Below are 18,930 nucleotides of genomic sequence, written 5' to 3'. Positions count from 1 at the left end.
CGCCCTAGTCCCCACGGCAGGAGTAATGACCGAGAACCGGATTTACCCTGCGGCTTCCATCGACGCCATCCAGGCGCAGAACAGCGCGATTCATGCGCAATCCATCCGCGACAATTTCGTCGAAACGGCCAGAGACCACGACATCGCGGACGCTGCCAGAGCCAGGAAATCGACGCTCATAGAGATCGCCGACAGCGATCACACCCTCAACCACCGGGCTGGCCCAGCGCAGCATTTCCGCATCCACCAGAACCCTGAATTCACCGCGCGTGAGATTTTCAAAGGCCAGCAAGTCATGAGGACTACCCGCACGCCAAAGGAAAACGCCGCACTCTCCAGAAGCAAGCCTTTGCGGCCCGAGCGACGTCATCGCCTCCAGAGCGACCGTCTCTCCAGCCGAGGGGGTGGCATTCGCTGAAAGCGGCATTGGCAAGGACTGACAGGCCGTCGCAGCCAGACTTAGTCCAGCCAGGGCAATGACCACCTCAATCCGCATGACGCATTTCCCCGTTTCGCCGCCAGACCCCATCCGAAAGGTTGAAAGCTGAATAGGCCAGCGCATTGCCCAGATCGGGATTGGCCGTTGTGATGCCGAGCCTCCACGCGATGTCGGTCAAGCCAAAACTCATTTCAGCCGCGATGCTCATATCCTCACTCTCCCCGGCCAGCGCGGCCACCAGATCCCCGCCGCGGCATTCCAGTACACCGCTCAGTTCAGGCACGGCGAGGCCGAATTCCTGCGACAGATCGGCGGAGACGGCCGCATTCATCGTGCCGCTCGCAGCGGCGCAATGGCCGTCGGTGATTTCCAGCCGGTCGAGACTGACCGTGATGACCGTCCCTTCCGTGAGGCCGGGTATTCGCTGCAGGCCCAGCCGGACCGGCACGCCAACAAGATGGGCGTCGCGTGCTTGCCAGTCACCCTGCAAATCGATCCACGCAAGCCCGCTGCCGCGTAATCCGGCATCGGCCAACACCCAGTCGATTGCGAGCCGGCCACCCAGCAGAGGCCAGGGCCGGGTGTGAATTTTCGCCCGACGTATGGAGAGCTGACCGAACCGGGCTCCCCGTATCGTGCCATTCCAGATCGAACCATGAATTTCAGCCCGGCTCAGATCGATCCCATGGCCGGTCAGTCCAAGCACCAGTTTCAGCGGCAGGGTGGCAATCAGCCCGGCGAGCAATGCGACGATGAAAACAGCCAGCAATCGTTGCATTGGCCTAGCTCCCCGTCCTGGTTAGAACGAGATTGAGTTCGACCTGGTCGTGATCCAGCCGGGCCATGGTGATCGACATCACCTCAATGCCATGGCGACGTTCCATCTCGATGAGCCAACCCATCGCGGCGGCGTAATCAGCGCGGTCGATATGTACGCTCAGCCGGCCATCGACGCCCGGGACAATGCCGGCGATGGCGATACGGCGCGACGTCGCGGCAGCGCCCACTATGGTCCGCAGCGACCGGGATGCGCCGTTCGGGTCGGTATTTGCGGCGGGCAGAACGGCATAATCAGCCAGGCCGTCCCGAATCTCGCGGTACTGTTCGACGGCCGCTACATAATCGCGACGGGCCCGCTCGTGAACATCAAGCAGCGGCCCGGCCAAGAGGGTTTGAACCGACCAGGCCAGCAAGAGACCGGCGAAGGCCAGGATCATCACTTGCTCGCGGCCCGTGCGGCCGGCCCAAAGCGTCGGAATGCTCGACAGAAAAGAAGTCATGGGATCCTCAGCATGAAGTCACCATCTATCCCGGCAGCGCCATCGCGCGCGCCCTGATCGACAAGTTCGATATTGCGCGCCTGTGCATCTTCGCTCAGCGCGTCGAAATCGGAGAAAACGTCATAGCGAGCCGAAACATTGAGCTCGGGACGAGACTGATCATAGCGGATCGTCTGGATCACAACGGAGTCATGACCGTCCGACAGATTCGCCAGCGCGGCCAGCAATGGCAGAAATTCTCCGCTTCGTTCGCGGCCGTGACGCTCGGCGAGCCGCTCGTCAAGAATCCTGCGGGCACGCACCGGGTCAAGCGGGCCGGAAATGGCAGGGAAGGCTGTCTGTACGAGCTCAACGCTTGCCGCATCATAGCGCTCGGCCCTCTGCAGCAGATAGGCACTCTCACCGAGCATGAAGAGTCCCAGGCCGATCAGCAGGCTGGCTGCGAGGGCGGCACTACGTGCAAACAGGCCAGGTGTCCGCGACCAGTCGAGACCGGCACCAGACCGTTGTCCGAACAATGCCGGCATCCGTTTCAGAGCGACCTCCGGCAAGCCGTGCGCCGCCAGATCGAGCGGCCGGCCCTCCAAGGGTTTTATGCGCTCTCCGGCCAGGCCAAGCGCGGGCGAGACCGCGATCAGCCCCTCGCTGGCCGATGCTGCCAGGCTGTGAAGCAAGGAGTCGAACAAGCGCCCGTTCGCGGCACCGCCAATAGCCCGGCCAGGCTGCCGCAGCGCCTCCCCATAGAGATAAATGACCCGGCCCCGCTCATGGCGAAGCGTCAGCGCGGCGTCATCCTCGGCAACAAGCAGGCAATCGGGGACCGTCGAAACAGTCCCGCGCAGGTAGGGCCGGCACGTATCGCGCCAGGCCTCAACCGCTGATTTGGCCGCAGCGAACACCCATCGCTGCCCGTCCTCATCGGGAGCGCCGATGGCGACATCGACCTCCTCGAGCCTGGAGGCGAGCTCCTCCTCGATCAGAAATGGCGCGGCCTGCCGGGCATCATGCTCTGACCGGGTCGGCAAAACGGCCTGGCTCACGAAGACATCCTCAGAGGGAAGGACAATAATGGTAGACCTGACTGATTGCAGCAGAGCCATATCGAGCGAAGCCAGACTGTCGCCGTGCGAGGCCCGCACCACGGCATCGCGCTCACCTTCAAGGATTGACCAGTGCAAACCACCCGGTGGCGCTGGAAACAGGACGAGGGTCTGACTCATAGGAAGATTCCATGCCGCTGCGTCACACGCGTGATCTGCCGGCCGCCACTCACTTCGACCTGCTCGCGCAGGGCGTATCGGATACCGGCATATTGCACCGTGATTTCAATCTCGAAAAACCGCGAGGTCACTCCGAACTCAGGCCTTTCAGCCGCATCGAGCTCGAGCGCGCCCATTATGTCCGTGGCCCAGAAAGCCTCAATGTCAGCATAGCCGGCCGTAGGCCGCTGCAGCAGGACGGTCTCGGCCTCGGCCCGGGTCAGGGCACCCTTCAGTGCCGCCACCAGCAGGGGGGCCTGATCGAGCCGCAATGTATTGATATCGTGCGCGAGGGGTCGGCCACCGGGGAAGGCACAGATCAGCGGCGCTGCCCGAAGATAGGCGTCAGCTGTGACACCGGCGATCGCGCGCAATTCCTCGACTTCAGACAAATAGGTGTTGCCGGTCCGGTAGCCGCGCCCGTCGCGCAGATAGACCTCGTCCTCGGCTCCGGACGAGATCGGGCGCAGATCGCTATCGAGCCAATCGGCCGTCGCCGCAGCGACCTGGATCGCCTGCCCGGCCGCGATCCCGACCTCCGTCAGAAGCCGCTCGAAATGGCGCTGCTGCTCAGGGTCGGTGGCGAGCCTGCCCTGGGCGTCAACGGTGACAAGCGCGTTGGGGTTGAAGCAATTATGGGCGTCACGGATCTCGCCGGTAATCTGGCCGCCTTCAATCGGGAAAACGCGGGGTGTGTTCAGCCAGCCGGCGTCCGGGCGAAAAGCCTGGCTGGAATCGTCAAGCGCCCGCAACAGCAGGGCCTCGGCATAATCGCGCGCGCCGAGCACATACCAGTGCGCCTGGTCCCGCACCTCCATATTGGCGGCCTGGCGTAGCGAGAGGCGCATTCCGGAGGCAATCGCCAGCGCCAGACTCGACATCAGCGCCACCATCAGGATGGCGGTGATCAGCGCGGCACCGGCCTGCTTGTCCTCGCGCGCGATCACGCCACAACCCCCGCGGCGGAGGTCAGGACAAGGTGCTCCAGCCGGCCCAGGCCGGCGAGACTGTAAGACAGACGCACGGCACGCGGCAGCCCGACAGCCTGCTCGGCAAAGCCGGCCGGCACAAATATCGTGTCGTCCCAGACCGCTCCATTGAGCACTTCAAGCCCGACCTCGCTGACACCCTCGATCAGGATCTGCTCGCGAAATCCGTGTGTCAGACCGGCATCGGGATGGCCGCGAACCCGCCGGACGATGCTGTCGCCCCGCAGGACATATTCCACCCTGATCAGCGAACTGCGTGTCCGGCTGGCGCTGGTATCAATCGCGCCACCACGCGTGAAGACGAGCAGGATGAGATCGGCGGGATTGGCCTTCTGACGGTCCGGGACGCCACCGGTTGCCGCAGCAAACACGACCGGGTCGCGCAATCCATCGGCTTCGCGCACCGGCCGGAGCGTCAGCTGTCCCATATCGTCACGCAACATCACCCGCATCCGGTCGAGGGAACCGACACGGTCGCGGGCGCCATCAACCTGTTCCGAGCCCTGCACGCTGGCTGAGAGCAAGGTCACCGCAACGCTGGCCATCAGCGCAAAAACAAAAGACGCGACCAGGATCTCGAGCAGAGAGAAACCAGCCTGGTTGTTGGCAGTGCTCATCCGCCGCTCCCGCGCCGAAAAGTCTCGAGCCGGGCCAGTTCATTGCCCGTGTCGGCCGCATTGACGCGCAAAATCATGCGGAACAGATCACGGTCGGTGGTCGGCTCGACCAGGAGCTGCCAGGCATAACTGCCGCCGGCCAGCTCATAAACGCCCGCATCGCCGCCGCGTATCCGCGGTTCCAGCAGAGCCTGGTTGAGCAGGTTCTCGGCCGCGATCACCGCCAGGGCGCGCTCCTGGATCGCGGCCGCATTGCGGGTCGAGGTCTGCATCAGGCTGAGCATGCCGATCCCGCCCAGCGCCAGGACCATCAGCGCCATCATGACCTCGATCAGGGAGAAACCGGACTGGCTATGGGCGCTGCGAGGCTTCATCCCGCGACGGCTTCCACACGCAGGCGTCCGGCATCGTCAAGCAGGATGGCGTAGGCCTGGCCACCTTCCTCCAACAGGATGCGGAACGGGTCATTGAAGCCGGCAGGATCGAAAAACACCGCAGGATACACGACGACGCCCTCGGGATGCCAGGCCAGGGCAATGGCATCGCTGCGCAACCTCATCTCGGTGGCGAAACCGCGCGGCTGCAGGGTTGGGTGATTACGCAGCAGCCGCCACTCACCGTCGACATAGTTGGTGAAGGCATAACCGCCATCTGTGAGGGTTAGCCCGACCGGCTGCCCGGAGATCACCGCTTCCTGCTCGGCCTCGTGCAGCCGCACAACCAGGCGCTCCGCTTCGCGTCGCAGCGGTGCCCGCTCAGGGCTGGCGGCAAGCGCGATCGTGGTCGCCATCAGTGCCATGATCGAGACTCCAATCAGCACTTCAAGCAGGGAAAACCCTGACTCTGTCGAGGTCTTGATGCTCATGTTTCGCGCTCCCAATTCCCAATGTCGGCATCCAGCCCCTCGCCACCTTCGCGGCCGTCCCGGCCCAGCGAAAACACATCGAACACGCCGTATTCTCCGGGATAGACATATTGATAGGCATGGCCCCACGGGTCAGCCGGAAGGCGACGGATATAGCCCTGCTCGCGATAGGCCGCGCCGCCGGCCGCCGGCACTTCAACGAGAGCCTGGAGCCCCTCTTCCACGGTCGGATAGCGCCTTGCGTCGAGCCGGAAGGCGTCGAGCGCCTGCTCCAGCACCGCGATATCGGCTGAGGCTTTCTGAACCATCGCCTGGTCCTGCGCCGGCATGACATTGATCACGACAATCGTGGCAAGCAAGGCAAGGATGGAGATCGAAATCATGATTTCAAGCAGGGAAAACCCAGCTTCGCTGTCGGTGGCGTCCGCGTCTTTGTCATACGGGGTCATGAGAGCCTCCTTAGCCGAGGGCGAGTGTGTTGAGTTGCAGGATGGGCAACAGGATGGAGAGAACGATCAGGACGACGACCATCCCGAGAACCAGGATGATTGCCGGTTCAAGCAAGGACAGGCCGACCGCAATCGAACTGTCGATATCCCGGCCGAGCTGGTCGGCGGCGCGCCCGAACATTTCGTCGAGCCGGCCCGAGCGTTCGCCCGCCGCGACCATGTAGATCACAAGTGGTGGAATCCAGCCGCCGCGGGTCAGAGCGTCGGACAAGCCGCGCCCACCCTCCACGTCGGAGACGACACTCGCAATCATCTCGCGGAAGGCGTGGTTGGATCCGGCGCGCCCGGTTGCCCTCAATGCATCGGGCAGGACCGTGCCCGAATTGATCAAGATGGACATGGTGCGGGCGAAGGCTGCCGCCTCGACCTGGCGCAGAAATGTCCCAATCAAGGGCAGGCGAACCACGATGGCATCATGGAGCCGGCGGTAGGCGGGTTGCCGATAGGCGAAGGCGAAGGCGAGCACAGCGCCGGCAGAGATCGCGACGATCCAGGGCCAGGAAACCGCGAGAAAGTCAGAGCTCGCGATCATGATGCGGGTCAAGGCCGGCAGACTGACCCCCATGCCGGTAAATTGTTCGGCGAGGCGGGGGACGACGAAAAGCATCAACATGATGATGACGCCGATCGCGACGGCGGCAAGCACCGCAGGATAGACCAGCGCGCCAACAACCTTGTTTCGCACCGAGTCCTCAGCTTCGAGGTGGTCGGCCAGGCGCGACAGCACCATGCCGAGACTGCCACTGGCCTCGCCCGCCGCGATCAGGGCCCGATAGACCGGCGGAAAACTGCGTGGAGCAGCGGCCATGGCATCGGCCAGCCGGTTGCCTTCGGTGACCCTGGCGCGCACTGCCATGATTACGCGCCGCATCGCATGCTTCTCAAGTTGGCGCCCAACCAGATCCAGCGATTCCTCGACCGGCATGCCCGCATCGACCAGCGCCGCCAGCTGGCGGGTGATGAGCATCAGGTCCCGCGTGCCCAGATCGCGCTGCGAGGCGTATTCGATCCATCGGCCAAGCGCATTGCCCGGCGTGTGGGCACCACGGCGGGCATCGGCCCGGTGCAGGGTCAGCGGCGCCATGTGCTGCAGACGCAGTTCGCGCCGCGCGGCCAGTTCCGAATCGGCGGTGATCAGGCCAGTCTTCTTGTGCCCTCGTCCGTCGAGCGCGCTATATTCAAACGCCGGCATGACGCGCGCCCCCATCGTCACGGCACAGACGCAGCACCTCCGCCAGGCTGGTCTCGCCACTCAGGGCCAGCCGCGCGCCATTCTCAAACAGGGTCTGGCTGTGCGCGAAAGCGTGTGCCGCCATCACGCTCTCGCGGGCATCTTCATGAATAAGCTTGCGCAGGACTTCATCGACCTCGACGATCTCGTAGATCCCGACGCGCCCTGCATAGCCAAGCGCTTTGCAGTCCGGGCATCCTGTGGGCCTGTACAACACGACCTCCTCCGCCTCGCCGAGACCGAGCATCGTCCGTTCAGCTGCGTCGGGCGCATAGGCTTCGCGGCAGGCATGGCAAAGGCGGCGAACCAGCCGCTGGGCGATGATCGCGGTCAGTGTCGAGGCAAGCAGGTAGGTCTCAACTCCCATATCGCGCAGACGGGCGATCGCGGCGACGGCGGAGTTCGTGTGGACGGTTGAAAGCACGAGATGCCCGGTCAGGCTGGCCTGCACCGCGACTTCAGCGGTTTCGGCATCGCGGATCTCGCCAACCATGACGATATCGGGATCCTGGCGCAGGATGGCGCGCAGCCCACCGGCGAAAGTCATCCCGATCTTGGCGTTGACCTGGGTCTGGCCGATCCCGTCGACGGCGTATTCGATCGGATCCTCGACTGTGAGGATATTGCGCGCCAGCGTATTGAGCCGGTTAAGGCCCGAATAGAGCGTGGTCGTCTTGCCGGCACCGGTCGGGCCGGTCACCAGGACAATGCCATTGGGCTGTGCGAGTGCCCGCTCATACGCCGCAAGCACCTCTGCCGACATGCCCAGATCATCAAGCCGGAACCGCGCATCGGAGTTGTCGAGCAGGCGCAAAACGACCCGCTCGCCATTGCGTGACGGCAGGGTGGAGACGCGGATATCGACCGACTTGCTGCCGATGGAAAGCGACAACCGGCCATCCTGGGGAAGCCGCTTCTCGGCGATGTCCAGGCGCGCCATCACCTTGATCCGCGACACGAGCAGTTTCGAAAGCTTCGCGGATACGCTGGCCGCTTCCTTCATCACCCCATCGATACGGTAGCGAATCACCACGCGATCACTGAAGGATTCCACGTGCACGTCGGAAGCCTGCATGCGCACGGCCTCGGCGATCAGCCCATTGATCAGACGGATAACCGGGGCGCTCGATGAATCATCGAGCAAGTCTTCCGACTGGGGAATCTGGTCAATCAGATCGGACAGGGACTCGGCTCGAGTGGTTTCCTCAAGCTCGGTCTCGTCGAGCCCTGCATAAGCGTAAAGATCGCGCAGGAGCTGGTCATACTCGACCGTGCCCAACTCGCTGACGGGATAATTGCCACCAACCACCCGGCGCACTTCGAGCAAGCGTCGCCGGTCGGCCCCGCTCCTGACCACGTATCGCGGCGCGTCGCCGGGAATGAAGGCGATTCCCGCCTGGCGCGCGAAAGCATAGCGCACCGGTGGCAAGGAGGGGGAGCTCAGGCTGTCGGCCACGATCAATCCCCAACTTCCGGCAGGCGCGTCGAGGTCGCATCCATCATGCTCATCAAGGCTTCAAGGCTGCTCGCACCATCGGGATGGGACAGCCGCTGCTCGCGCGTGATGTAGTTATAGCGGCCATCGGTCACGGCCCGCATGTCATCCGCGCTCCTGATGATGGTCGGGCGAATGAAGATCATCAGATTGGTGCGGTGCGTCGTGCGCGAGCGCGACCGGAACAGGTTACCGATCCCGGGCAAGTCGCCCAGTACGGGCAGTTGGGAATTATCGACATCATCATCTTGCTGGATGAGACCGCCGAGTACGATGATCTCGCCATTATCGGCCAGAACAGTGGTCGTGACCCGGCGCTTGTTTGTGATCAGATCGGCGGAATCGCCGACCACACTGCCAGCGACGCTGGATACTTCCTGCTCGATATAGAGCCGGACTGTCCCGCCTTCAGTGATCTGGGGACGAACCAGGAGTTTGACACCGACTTCCTCGCGCTGAACGGTGCGGAAGGGGTTGGAATTGTTGTTGCCGAGCGTTTCGCCGGTCGTGACCGGGATCTCCTGGCCAGAGATGAAGCTCGCCTCTTCATTGTCCATAGCCAGGATGGATGGCGTCGCGAGCACGTTGGAATTCACGTCGTTCTCGACGGCATTGAGCACCAGGCCAAACAGGCCGCCATTGCCCAATTGCCCGCCCAGGCCAAGCGCGCCACCACGTACGCCCAGCAATGAGGCCAGAGCCGCGTCCCGGAGTTCGGCGACCACGGTATCGGTACTGTCGCCGGGCACCGCGACAGCGCCGGCAAGGGCGAGAAGGTCGGGATTGGCCGAGGAATACCGTGTGAGGGCCAGCGGTGTGGTGCTATTGTCACCGCCGGCGAGCATCATCTGAACGCCGAGTTCGCGCGCGGCGCTGTCGGATATCTCGACGATAATCCCCTCGACGAGGACTTGCGGGCGGCGCACATCGAGCTGTCGGATAACGCGCTCGAGCTCGCGCTGGACATCGATGCTGGCATTGATGACGAGCGCATTGGTCGGTGCGTGATGTGCGACTGTCGGCCGACGGTCGCCCGGAGCCCCGGCGCTCATCGCGTCGACCATTTCCTCAAGAATCGGCAACAACATTTCGCCGTCGGCATTGTTGAGATAAACGACGCGGAAGCCCTGGTTGGAGATGCTCGCCGCATCGACGCGGCGGATCAAGGCGGCCATGTCACGCACGGCATTTGCCGTGCCGCGCAGCAGTAATGTGTTCGACGATGAGAGTGGTGCGACGGTGACACCGCTGCGGGTTTGCCCCTCCCCCGTGCCGCCCGAATTGCTGGAGCGCTGGATAATCAGACTCATTTCCGAGGCAGAAGCGTTCTCCAGCTCAACCATTTCATAAACGGCCGTATCGCGATCCAGGTCACGAACGACCTCCCGTATGCGCTGCATATTCTCGGCGAAGTCGACAATGACGAGCGCATTTCTGCCCGGTGCGGCATTGACGCTGCCCTGCGGATGAATGATCGGCCGCAGCACGGCGAGCGCATCCTGGGCACTGGCATGCTGGAGGTGGATGACCTGGGTGGCATACTGGTCGCCGCGAATTTCCGCATTGACCGGGCTGACCGAACGCGCACCGGCCTGGTCCGGCACGATCTGGAAGGCGCCCGAAGCTGTCGGCACGACGACATAGCCATGCACCCGCATCGTCGACAGGAAGACCTGGAAATACTCCTCCGCGGTCAGCGCAGTTTGGGACGTGATGGTCACTCGCCCCCGCACGGATGGGTCGACGATAAACGTGTGACCGGTAACCGCCGAGACATCGTCGATAACGGTCTGGATATCAGCCTGATTGAAATTGACGATACTGTCCTGGGCCTGTGCGGGCCCCGAGATGAGGATAGCGATCGCGGCGACAAAAGCGGCGGCTCGTTTTGGAATCGAAAACATCAGGACAGATCCACCTGGAGGGTCAACGGCACACCGCCGCGCCGGATTGAGAGAGAGATTGTTTCGCGGCCCTGCAGGCTCTCGAACAGCTCGGCCACATCGCCGGACTCAGCCAGAACCTGGCCGTCAACGGCGAGCAGGATGTCGTCCTGGCGCAACCCGAGGGCGGTGAGGACGACGTCGGATTCGGTCGCCATCTGGTAGCCGATCAATGCCTGGCCCTCGAACACCGGGACGACACGGAAGATGTCACTGGGAGCCCGCCCCCGCGTGCGGCCGGCCGAAGTAGCCACTGCCGTCGGCACTGCCGCCGCTGCCGGGCGCTGGGTTTCGCGCAAAACAAGCGCTTCCAGCCCGCCGCGGCGGTCAATGATAATGCGATCCTGATCGAGCGAATGCAGGGTGACGCCCTCGACGATTTCATCGCCCTGGCGGAACATCCCGTCGCGGCCATCGGGCGTCTGCAAAAAGGCGACCCCGTCGGTGGCGGACTGTCCGGTACGGATGCCGCGCACGACCAGATTGAGGCGGGATTCAGGGATCGCGGCGATTTCGACCGCGCTTGACGGAGAAGCCGTGCGATCGGCGAATATCTGCGCCGCTGGCAAGCTGTCGATCCCGGATGTGTAGCTGGCGTCTCGGGTGCGGCCGCCAGGCTGGACCGCATCCTCGAACGAAATATTTGCCGCACTGGCGCCAAAGGCGATGAACCAGATTGCCCGGGCCAGCAGAAGGCCGAGCAGGGCGACCAGAACAAGCTCGCAGCCACTTGCCAGAGCAGCCAGTGCTCGATGGCGGCCGGATTCTGTAACCAGATATTGTGCCAACTTGCTCATGCTGATTTCGCCCACAGCATAATCCGTGTCACGGACCAGCGAAGAAGTGGTCGTGCTGCCGACCCTCATTGGCCTTCCGATTACACGTGACTGCCGACAGTTCTGCGACACCCGTATGACAGTTTCGCAACGCCGCGAAAAACCGACTCGAATTGGGCGAAAGGGTAGTCGCCGGGGCAAAGGCCGGCATGCGGGGCGGACCCAAGGGCCCGCCCCGACGAACTGGCTTACCAGGTACGGCTGACCGAAACGCTGAACGTGGTACCCAGATCATAGGTATCGACAGCGAGTTCGGTTCCGCCGGCATTCTGGGTGGCGCTGTAGCCGTCACCGAGAATATTGCGGACGGAGAAACCGACATCCCAGTCCGCTTCCGCGACATTGATTGTGCGGCTGTAGACGAAGTCGAGCGATGACGGGACCTGCTCGACGATCTCGGGGAGACTGTCGGACAGGTTGGCCACGGCCCGGGTCCGGTCACTGACATAATTGTAGAGCAGTGCACCGCGCGCCCGGCCGTCGAAGGTTTCGAAACCGACCTGGACGTTGAACAGATGCTCTGACTGGCCCTGGAGGGCGCGGCCGTCTTCAATGAAGCCGGCAGCATTGAGCACCAGCGCCTGCGGGTTGCCGAAGGCACCCTGGGCGACAGTGACCGTACCCTCGCCGGACACTTCCGACTGGATGTAGGTGTAGTTGGTCTTCACGAACCATTCGCGGTCATTGAAGAAGGGCTGGTCCCAACGATCCGAGAAGTCGAAGGTTTTCTCGTATTCGAACTCGGCCCCGGTCAGGGTCGCGCTCGGTGCGTTGATGAAGGAGGTATTGAGGCCATCACCGATCGGGATGATGAATTCCTCGATCGGATTGGTCAGCTCCTTGTAGAAGGCGCCGACGGTGACGAATTGTTCCCGGCCGAAATAGTATTCGAGGCGGGCGTCATAATTCGTCATCTCGGTGTTTTCCAGGTAGGGATTTCCCTGGAAACGCTGATCGGTGTCCGTGTTGAAGAATTCGGCAAAGGCCAGCTCGCGGAATTGCGGGCGGGCGATCGTCTGGGAGTAACCGGTCCGGAGCTGGAGATTGTCAGCAAAGGTCCAGGTCAGCGTCACGGCCGGCAGGACATAGTCTTCCTGCTGCTGGGTCTCGACCAGGCCGCTATCCGCCGCACTGGCCGGGAAAGCGAAGGTGTCGACACTCAACTCACCGTCTTCGAAGCGCGCCCCGAATGCGGCACGAACGAAATCGGTCAGTGCAACATCGGCGCCGACATAATAGGCATCGACGTCAAGCTGGCCGTGATAGGCCTCCGGCAGCGAGAGGCCGCCGGTCTCGATGAGCCGCAGGCGCTCATCCGTGATGTTCTGGTTGGCAAAGATGTAGTCGATACGGCTGCTCAGCAGGTCGGACGGAATGCCGACCGAACCGGGTGCGAAGGAGAAGCGGCGTGTCCAGGCATCGCGCTCGCGGCTGGTATTGGCATAGCCGGCCGTCAGCGAGACGTCCATCGAGCCAAGCTCGACGGGAAGTTCAAGATCGACGCCGTAGTCAGAGGTATTGTCTTCAACCTCCGAGAAAGCAGTCGAGTTGCCATTGACCGTACCCTCATAGACATAGCCGGTATTGGTGTAGGCATAGTCGGCGCTGCGCTGGTAGGGCGCATCACGGGTCGCGGTCGCTTCGGAGATCCGCCATTCGACCGACAGGCCGCCGAGGCTGTCAAACAGGTGCTCACCGGTCAGCTGGTTGAACAGGACCTGACGTTCAAACCATTCGGTGCTGTCCGTGCGGAAGACACCATTGGCGCCCGCATTGAACTCTTCCTCGATGCGCGCTTCCTTCGAGGTCGAACGCAGCGCCATGGTCAGGAAATTGATCGAGTGGTCGTTGTAGAAATCAACACCGACCGACACCATCCCGGACACGTCGATCGTGTTCTCGGTGCCAAAGAAATTATTGATCCCCTCACCCGGAAGGGCGATGCCCGAACGGTCGGCGAGCGGTGGTCCGTTTTCATAGACCAGCTCATCGCCGGCACCGATCCGGCCCTTGCCGCGCTGACCTTCACGCGTCTCCCAGGCATTGCTGTACTGGGCAGCCGCGATCACGCCGAGCGAGAAGTTCTCGAAATCAAAGCGATCACCGGCGTTGAACGAGATCGAGCCATTGGCGTCGGTGTCGACATTCTGGATAACCCAGAGCTCGGAATTGACGAGCGAACGGCCGATGGCCTGTTGCTGGTCGGCGGGCAGGTTATTGCCGACGCGGGTTGTCTGGAACACCGATGCCAGTTCGGCCGGAATGTCACGCAAACCGTCATCATAGCCCAGCCAGTCGGTGTCGGAGCCGTTATAGGTGATGCCGCGATTGCCGGTCGTGATGGTGTTGAAACTGCCATCGACATCGGCGGTGAAGAAGCCTTCTTCCGGCAGGGCCGAGGTCTCGATACCGATGACGCCGCCGCCGAACTCACCCGGGAAGCGGGGAGAGAAGGTTTTCTGGACGAGGACATTCGACAGGATATTCGTCGGGAAAATATCGAGCGGAGCGGCGCGCCGGAAGGGCTCCGGAGAGGGCATGGGCGAGCCGTTGAGGAGCGTGTTGGAATAGCGCTCATTGAGACCGCGAACGACGACAAACCGGCCCTGGGTTGTCGACAGGCCGGTGATCCGCACCAGCGCACCGGCGAGATCGGAATCGCCCGTCGTGATCAGGTCGTCGATCGAGAGGGACGCCGAAACCTCGGAGGTCACGCGGCGGGCTTCGGGGATATACTGATAGCGCACCGTGATGACTTCAACATCACTGGGGCTTTCCGCATCCTGCGCGAGCGCAGCGGCCGGCACCAGCGTCGTCGACGCAAGGAGGGCGGCCATGAATGCCATACGATTCGTTTTCATCTTCATCACCGTGAGACTTCGGTTGAACGGAACCTGGTCCCGGCCGGCATGAGCCGGCCGGGCATGAGGTCGTGCGTTACGGAGTGACCTGGAAAGTCCAGCCCTGGTACCAAGTGTCGTTGCTGTCCTCGACGGCACCGATATAGGTGACCGGTTCGAACCAGCTATCGAGCGCGTTGACGTCGGTCGTCGTGACCGCCAGCTCGGTGGCCCCGGGAACAACACCGGTGGAACCCGGGATGAAGGTGAAGCCGCTCATCGAATGGGTGATCTCGGCATTGTTGGCCTGACCGAGGAACCAGGTCGACAGATCGACTGGATCGCCGGCGGTTTCCTTGAAGTTGGTCAGGCAATCGAGAACGGTCGACTGGATGATGAGGTCTTCATCGCCCGCAGCGCCGGTGGCTCCGATACGGTCGAAGGTCTCGTTGTCGTCGACATTCAGGCAGGCATTGCCGAAATCAACCACGATGCCGTTGTAGAGCTCGCCCGCGGTGCCGGCACGGATCAGCATGCCTTCATCGGAGTCGTTGGAGCCCGCACCATTACGGCGGCCGATCAGGGTGAAGTTGGAAATGCGCGGGTTGGATCGTGGCAGCAGCGCATTGTTGGACGAGCGGTTGTCCCACTCGAAGCCCTGATCACCATCGTCCGACTGCTGGATGATGACGAACTGGGCGCGCCCGATCCAGCCATCGGTGTAATCCATCGAGTCGTCGGAATTGCCGGTCAGCACCAGGTGGCGCAGATCGACGGCCCCGCCGAACATTTCAACGCCGTCATCAGCATTGTTGTGGACCTGGACGTAGTCAACTTCCGTGCCGCTGCCGACACCCTGGAAGGCAATACCGTTGAGCTCGTCCTCATTGTTCACCTTGAAGCCGGCATAGCGGACCTGGGTGTAGAAGATATTGCCCGAGTCATCCGTCGGATCGGCACCGCCGAACAGGCCCGATGAGCCTTCGCCGGATTTCTCGCAATCAACCGAACCGCCCGTGGCCGTACCGTCGATACAGGCATTGATCGGCGCGCGACCATTGATCACCAGTCCGCCCCAGAGGCCGATTTCAGCAGCACCGACCGTGCCGTCGACATCCGCTCTAGCCGTCATCACGACGGGCGCGGTGCGGGTGCCGTTGGAGCGAATGCTCGAACCGCGGGCGACCACGATATAGTCGGAGCCGGCCGAGCCGAAGACTGTGACACCGGGATCAATGGTCAGCTCGACCTCGATGCCCGAAGGCGCCGGGCTGGCAGCATCGGGACCGCGGTCGACACCGACAAACACCGGACCGACGAGTTCATACATCGAACCGCGGGTCAGATGCAGATCGGCAGTCACATTGCCGGTGATCTGGCAGATGCGCTGGTTATTGATGACTTCAGCGGATTCGATGGTGCCGGTCGGGCAGCCCGGATCGGCGAAGAGATTGTAGGTCCAGCCGGCAGCCCAGTTGGAGGCCGCGCTCTCGGCATCCGAGAAGGCACCGATATAGCTGGTCAGGTCAAACCAGGGGTCGAGGGCATTGACGTCAGTGGTTGCCACCGCCAGCTCGATTGGTCCCGGGAAGACGCCCGACATCGTATTGTCGATTTCGGCATTGTTGGCCTGGCCCAGGAACCAGTCTGAGACATCGACCGGATCACCGGCGGTTTCCGAGAAATTGACCGGGCAGTCGAGCGCGACTGATTGCATGATCAGGTCTTCATCGCCGGCAGCACCGGTGGCGCCGATCCGGTTGAAGGTCTCGGCATCGTCAATGTCGAGGCAATTGTCGCCGAAATCGACAACGATGCCGTTATAGAGCTCGCCGGCAGTACCGGCGCGGATCAGCATGCCCTGGTCGGAGTCATTGGACCCGGTGCCATTGCGCTGACCGATCAGGGTGAAGTTGGAGATGCGCGGATTGGAACGCGGCAGCAGGGTATTGTTGGACGAACGATTGTCGAACTCGAAACCCTGGTCGCCATCGGCAGACTGACGCACGAGCACATATTGTGCGCGGCCGTTCCAGCCATCGGTGTAATCCATCGAGTCGTCGGAATTGCCGGTCAGCACCAGGTGGCGCAGATCAACGGCACCGCCGAACATCTCGACGCCATCGTCCTGATTATTGTGGACCTGGACATAGTCAACTTCCGTGCCGCTGCCGACACCCTGGAAAGCAATACCGTTGAGTTCGTCTTCATTATTCACCTTGAAGCCGGCGAAGCGAACCTGGAGGTAACGCAGAATTCCGGAATCATCGGCCGGATTGTCGCCGCCGAACAGGCCGGAAGAACCTTCACCGGACTTCACACAATCGGCAGAACCGCCAACGGCCGTGCCATCGATACAGGCATTGATCGGTGCGCGGCCATTGATGACCAGACCGCCCCAAAGACCAATTTCGTTGGCGCCTACCGTGCCTTCAATGTCGGACCGGGAGGTCATCACGATCGGCGAGTCGGCGGTGCCGACTGCTTCGATGCGGGAACCGCGGGTGACGACGATATAGTCGGAGCCGGCAGCGCCGAACAGAGTGGCACCCGGATTGATGGTCAGGGTAACCGGCGTGCCGCCAGCGGCCTCTCCATTGGGTTTTTGCGCCGTGGCACCATCATCGAGACCGACAAAGACCGGTCCGGTGACGATCACGCCGGCATTGGCAGCGATCGTGGTATTCGAAGTGATATTGCCGGTGATCTCGCAGGCATTGATGGTCGTCGTACCCTGCGTGACGCTTGTTTCGCGGATCGAGCCGGTGCCGCAGCCGCCGGCCGGGATGAGATCAATCACCACATTGCCGGTACCACCGCCGCCACCACTGCCGCCGCCGGGAGCTGTCCCGACATCGGTAACACCCGGCGACGAGATCGACGTATCCGAGCACGATGCCAGCAGCACACATGCCGTGCCGGCGAGCAGAAACTTGCGGAATTCTTGTTTCGACATTTGAGACACCCCTTAAAGAAACCATGCCATGCGGACCGATCCTGACCGGCCCATTTCCAGCTTGGCCCTATAGAGGCTGTGTGACGGTGCCGTGACGTGAAGAGCGTCGGCCGGCCAGCTGGAGCGGGGGACATCTCGCTCCGCCGGGAGTTCGGTATTTCGGAAAGTCCGGAAGAGGATTGCCCAGGACTGAAGCGGCAGCCACATCGTGGCGCCGTGCGCCTTGATTGGTTGAATGCTTGAATTTTTTGTGACGCGTGAGTGCGTTCGGGTGGTCCGCCCCCCTGACCGGCTGCCGGGCAATACAGGCACGATCGGGTCCGCTGACGGGCCTGTGGATAAATGTCATATTTCTGCTGAAATGAAGGAAAACTTTCCTAAGAAGTTGGTAATTTGCGAATTTCCGAATAATCATTTTCGGCGAAATTGCACTAATTGACGAATCTAGAAAATCTCACTTATGGCCATGTAACATGTTGTACCACATACAAATAAGCTCGGACATTCGTCAGAATATTGAGCATCTTTTAATCCGTATCCGGATGCGGTAGAATTGCGACAGTTAGATGTCAAACACGGCGTCTGGATCGATGAAACGGAGCAAATAATCATGATGCATCCCACCCGCCTGTTCGCCCTCGCAGGCGCCGCCTTGGTGCTGGCGACCACCATGCCGGCGGTACAGGCTCAATCCACCAACGTCTTCACCTTCCAGACCGACCAGGCCACGCTTCTTACTGACGCGGGCATTCTGGAGACCTATGAACGCCTGGTCGCGCAAACCGGGTTGTATTGCGAGCAGTTCAACCTCGGCGTCGTGACCAAGCAGTGCGAGGCTGACGTTCTGGCGGCGGCCATCACGCAGGTCGACAATCCCGGCCTCTCCGCGCTGCACGCTGCCCGGCTCACCGAACACGCCCTCCGCGTCCAGCATGATGCAGCCGCACCGACCAGTTAGAACGCGCCACCGAATTTGTCGCCGGCAATCTGGCGCACGCCCCGGCGGCACGCGATGCCTGCTGCCGGGGAGCTGCCTTTCCAATTGAGACTCCTGCCGATCGCGGCTTGCAGCACTGGGCAGCCGGGGCCTTGTTCTTGGAGGCAGCGTGCGCTCAGCACGACACAAAAGCTTCATTTCACACCCTGCCCACCGCTCGATATAGCTCGCCGCTCATCGCCACTCGGAGTCGCGAACTATGAAAGCCCTGCTTGCGATCGTCGCAGTCACACTGACCGCAGCATGCTCCCAGCCGGAGACGGTCAATAGTGCCGCCCCGGCCTATGACGCCGACCATCTTGCCACCTCGTCAGCCTGCTTTGCTGAAAGCCCGGCCCGCTTGCTCGAGCCCGGCCAGACATTGCTGGAACGCGGGCCTGACGGCGTGGTTCGAATCTCCAGCCTCGTCGCAGGGCGCGCCGAAGATCTTGAGTTCTCGATCGCGGAAATGCCGGACGCCTCCCGTCAGGCGCTCGACGCCGCGGCGGCTGACTTCTTTCAAGCCGCAGGCGCGGCCTATGATGTGACCAGGGACACGGTCATTTACCACCGCGCGACCGATGGCACTCTGTGTACCGTAACCGGCGACAGGGCGATCGGGCGCCCCCTGCTCACAATCGCCCGCACACTGTCTGGAAGCGAATAGGCGAGACCGAGGACGAAGCGCGCGTGAC

General features: G+C 62.3%; 17 protein-coding genes. 3 read left to right on the top strand and 14 right to left on the bottom strand.

Annotated features, from left to right (window positions below; translation table 11 throughout):
* Nucleotides 1-418 (top strand): hypothetical protein (locus AAC023_RS09365; RefSeq protein WP_339740476.1); only part of this gene is annotated, 418 nt, incomplete at its 5' end.
* 67 nt (nt 419-485) lie between these two features.
* On the opposite strand, the gene gspN is transcribed toward AAC023_RS09365, so the two are convergent.
* The 14 genes from gspN to AAC023_RS09295 all read right to left on the bottom strand — a co-directional run bounded on the left by gspN (nt 486) and on the right by AAC023_RS09295 (nt 17,259).
* Nucleotides 486-1,217 (bottom strand): type II secretion system protein N, encoded by a 732-nt coding sequence (gspN, locus tag AAC023_RS09360; RefSeq protein ID WP_339740474.1) that lies wholly within the window; start codon nt 1,215-1,217, stop codon nt 486-488.
* Nucleotides 1,218-1,221: 4 nt separating this feature from the next.
* Entirely contained in the window at nt 1,222-1,719 is a 498-nt protein-coding gene (locus AAC023_RS09355; RefSeq protein ID WP_339740472.1) for a type II secretion system protein M, read from the bottom strand.
* Complete coding sequence (gspL, locus tag AAC023_RS09350; RefSeq protein ID WP_339740470.1) at nt 1,716-2,939, bottom strand: type II secretion system protein GspL; 1,224 nt, start codon at nt 2,937-2,939, stop codon at nt 1,716-1,718. The genes AAC023_RS09355 and gspL overlap by 4 nt, the downstream gene beginning before the upstream one ends.
* Entirely contained in the window at nt 2,936-3,925 is a 990-nt protein-coding gene (gspK, locus tag AAC023_RS09345) for a type II secretion system minor pseudopilin GspK (protein ID WP_339740468.1), read from the bottom strand. The genes gspL and gspK overlap by 4 nt, the downstream gene beginning before the upstream one ends.
* Nucleotides 3,922-4,584, bottom strand: coding sequence for a type II secretion system protein GspJ (locus AAC023_RS09340; RefSeq protein WP_339740466.1), 663 nt, complete (start codon nt 4,582-4,584; stop codon nt 3,922-3,924). Before AAC023_RS09340 ends, gspK begins: the two co-directional genes overlap by 4 nt.
* Nucleotides 4,581-4,958 (bottom strand): type II secretion system minor pseudopilin GspI, encoded by a 378-nt coding sequence (gspI, locus tag AAC023_RS09335; RefSeq protein WP_339740464.1) that lies wholly within the window; start codon nt 4,956-4,958, stop codon nt 4,581-4,583. Before gspI ends, AAC023_RS09340 begins: the two co-directional genes overlap by 4 nt.
* Entirely contained in the window at nt 4,955-5,449 is a 495-nt protein-coding gene (locus AAC023_RS09330) for a GspH/FimT family pseudopilin (RefSeq protein ID WP_339740462.1), read from the bottom strand. The genes gspI and AAC023_RS09330 overlap by 4 nt, the downstream gene beginning before the upstream one ends.
* Nucleotides 5,446-5,898 (bottom strand): type II secretion system major pseudopilin GspG, encoded by a 453-nt coding sequence (gene gspG, locus AAC023_RS09325; RefSeq protein WP_339740460.1) that lies wholly within the window; start codon nt 5,896-5,898, stop codon nt 5,446-5,448. Before gspG ends, AAC023_RS09330 begins: the two co-directional genes overlap by 4 nt.
* A gap of 10 nt (nt 5,899-5,908) precedes the next feature.
* The gene (gene gspF / locus AAC023_RS09320; protein ID WP_339740458.1) at nt 5,909-7,150 is read right to left on the bottom strand and encodes a type II secretion system inner membrane protein GspF; all 1,242 of its coding nucleotides are present in this window, start codon (nt 7,148-7,150) and stop codon (nt 5,909-5,911) included.
* On the bottom strand, nt 7,137-8,645 hold the full coding sequence (locus tag AAC023_RS09315; protein WP_339740456.1) for an ATPase, T2SS/T4P/T4SS family: 1,509 nt from the start codon (nt 8,643-8,645) through the stop codon (nt 7,137-7,139). The genes gspF and AAC023_RS09315 overlap by 14 nt, the downstream gene beginning before the upstream one ends.
* A 2-nt stretch (nt 8,646-8,647) precedes the next feature.
* Nucleotides 8,648-10,588: a type II secretion system secretin GspD gene (gspD, locus tag AAC023_RS09310; RefSeq protein ID WP_339740454.1), complete on the bottom strand. Its 1,941-nt coding sequence runs from the start codon at nt 10,586-10,588 to the stop codon at nt 8,648-8,650.
* Nucleotides 10,588-11,424 (bottom strand): type II secretion system protein N, encoded by an 837-nt coding sequence (locus tag AAC023_RS09305; protein ID WP_339740452.1) that lies wholly within the window; start codon nt 11,422-11,424, stop codon nt 10,588-10,590. Before AAC023_RS09305 ends, gspD begins: the two co-directional genes overlap by 1 nt.
* A 227-nt stretch (nt 11,425-11,651) precedes the next feature.
* Entirely contained in the window at nt 11,652-14,300 is a 2,649-nt protein-coding gene (locus AAC023_RS09300) for a TonB-dependent receptor (protein ID WP_339740450.1), read from the bottom strand.
* Nucleotides 14,301-14,400: 100 nt separating this feature from the next.
* On the bottom strand, nt 14,401-17,259 hold the full coding sequence (locus tag AAC023_RS09295; RefSeq protein WP_339740448.1) for a hypothetical protein: 2,859 nt from the start codon (nt 17,257-17,259) through the stop codon (nt 14,401-14,403).
* A gap of 610 nt (nt 17,260-17,869) precedes the next feature.
* Here AAC023_RS09295 and AAC023_RS09290 point away from each other — a divergent pair.
* Nucleotides 17,870-18,217, top strand: a complete 348-nt coding sequence (locus AAC023_RS09290; protein WP_339740446.1) for a hypothetical protein — start codon at nt 17,870-17,872, stop codon at nt 18,215-18,217.
* A 238-nt stretch (nt 18,218-18,455) separates the two neighbouring features.
* A complete protein-coding gene (locus AAC023_RS09285) occupies nt 18,456-18,902 on the top strand; it encodes a hypothetical protein (RefSeq protein WP_339740444.1) in 447 nt (148 codons plus the stop codon).
* Nucleotides 18,903-18,930 lie beyond the last annotated feature (28 nt).

It is taken from the genome of uncultured Maricaulis sp., from assembly GCF_963976135.1.
GTDB lineage: Bacteria > Pseudomonadota > Alphaproteobacteria > Caulobacterales > Maricaulaceae > Maricaulis.
This window is presented reverse-complemented; position numbering and strand designations above follow the sequence as displayed.

Coding starts and splice junctions, on each gene's coding strand:
- gspG (WP_339740460.1), bottom strand. CDS start 5,898: ATGACCCCGTATGACAAAGACGCGGACGCCACCGACAGCGAAGCTGGG.
- AAC023_RS09290 (WP_339740446.1), top strand. CDS start 17,870: ATGATGCATCCCACCCGCCTGTTCGCCCTCGCAGGCGCCGCCTTGGTG.
- AAC023_RS09355 (WP_339740472.1), bottom strand. CDS start 1,719: ATGACTTCTTTTCTGTCGAGCATTCCGACGCTTTGGGCCGGCCGCACG.
- gspD (WP_339740454.1), bottom strand. CDS start 10,588: ATGTTTTCGATTCCAAAACGAGCCGCCGCTTTTGTCGCCGCGATCGCT.
- AAC023_RS09305 (WP_339740452.1), bottom strand. CDS start 11,424: ATGAGCAAGTTGGCACAATATCTGGTTACAGAATCCGGCCGCCATCGA.
- AAC023_RS09285 (WP_339740444.1), top strand. CDS start 18,456: ATGAAAGCCCTGCTTGCGATCGTCGCAGTCACACTGACCGCAGCATGC.
- gspI (WP_339740464.1), bottom strand. CDS start 4,958: ATGAAGCCTCGCAGCGCCCATAGCCAGTCCGGTTTCTCCCTGATCGAG.
- gspN (WP_339740474.1), bottom strand. CDS start 1,217: ATGCAACGATTGCTGGCTGTTTTCATCGTCGCATTGCTCGCCGGGCTG.
- AAC023_RS09340 (WP_339740466.1), bottom strand. CDS start 4,584: ATGAGCACTGCCAACAACCAGGCTGGTTTCTCTCTGCTCGAGATCCTG.
- AAC023_RS09295 (WP_339740448.1), bottom strand. CDS start 17,259: ATGTCGAAACAAGAATTCCGCAAGTTTCTGCTCGCCGGCACGGCATGT.
- gspF (WP_339740458.1), bottom strand. CDS start 7,150: ATGCCGGCGTTTGAATATAGCGCGCTCGACGGACGAGGGCACAAGAAG.
- AAC023_RS09330 (WP_339740462.1), bottom strand. CDS start 5,449: ATGAGCATCAAGACCTCGACAGAGTCAGGGTTTTCCCTGCTTGAAGTG.
- gspL (WP_339740470.1), bottom strand. CDS start 2,939: ATGAGTCAGACCCTCGTCCTGTTTCCAGCGCCACCGGGTGGTTTGCAC.
- AAC023_RS09300 (WP_339740450.1), bottom strand. CDS start 14,300: ATGGCCGCCCTCCTTGCGTCGACGACGCTGGTGCCGGCCGCTGCGCTC.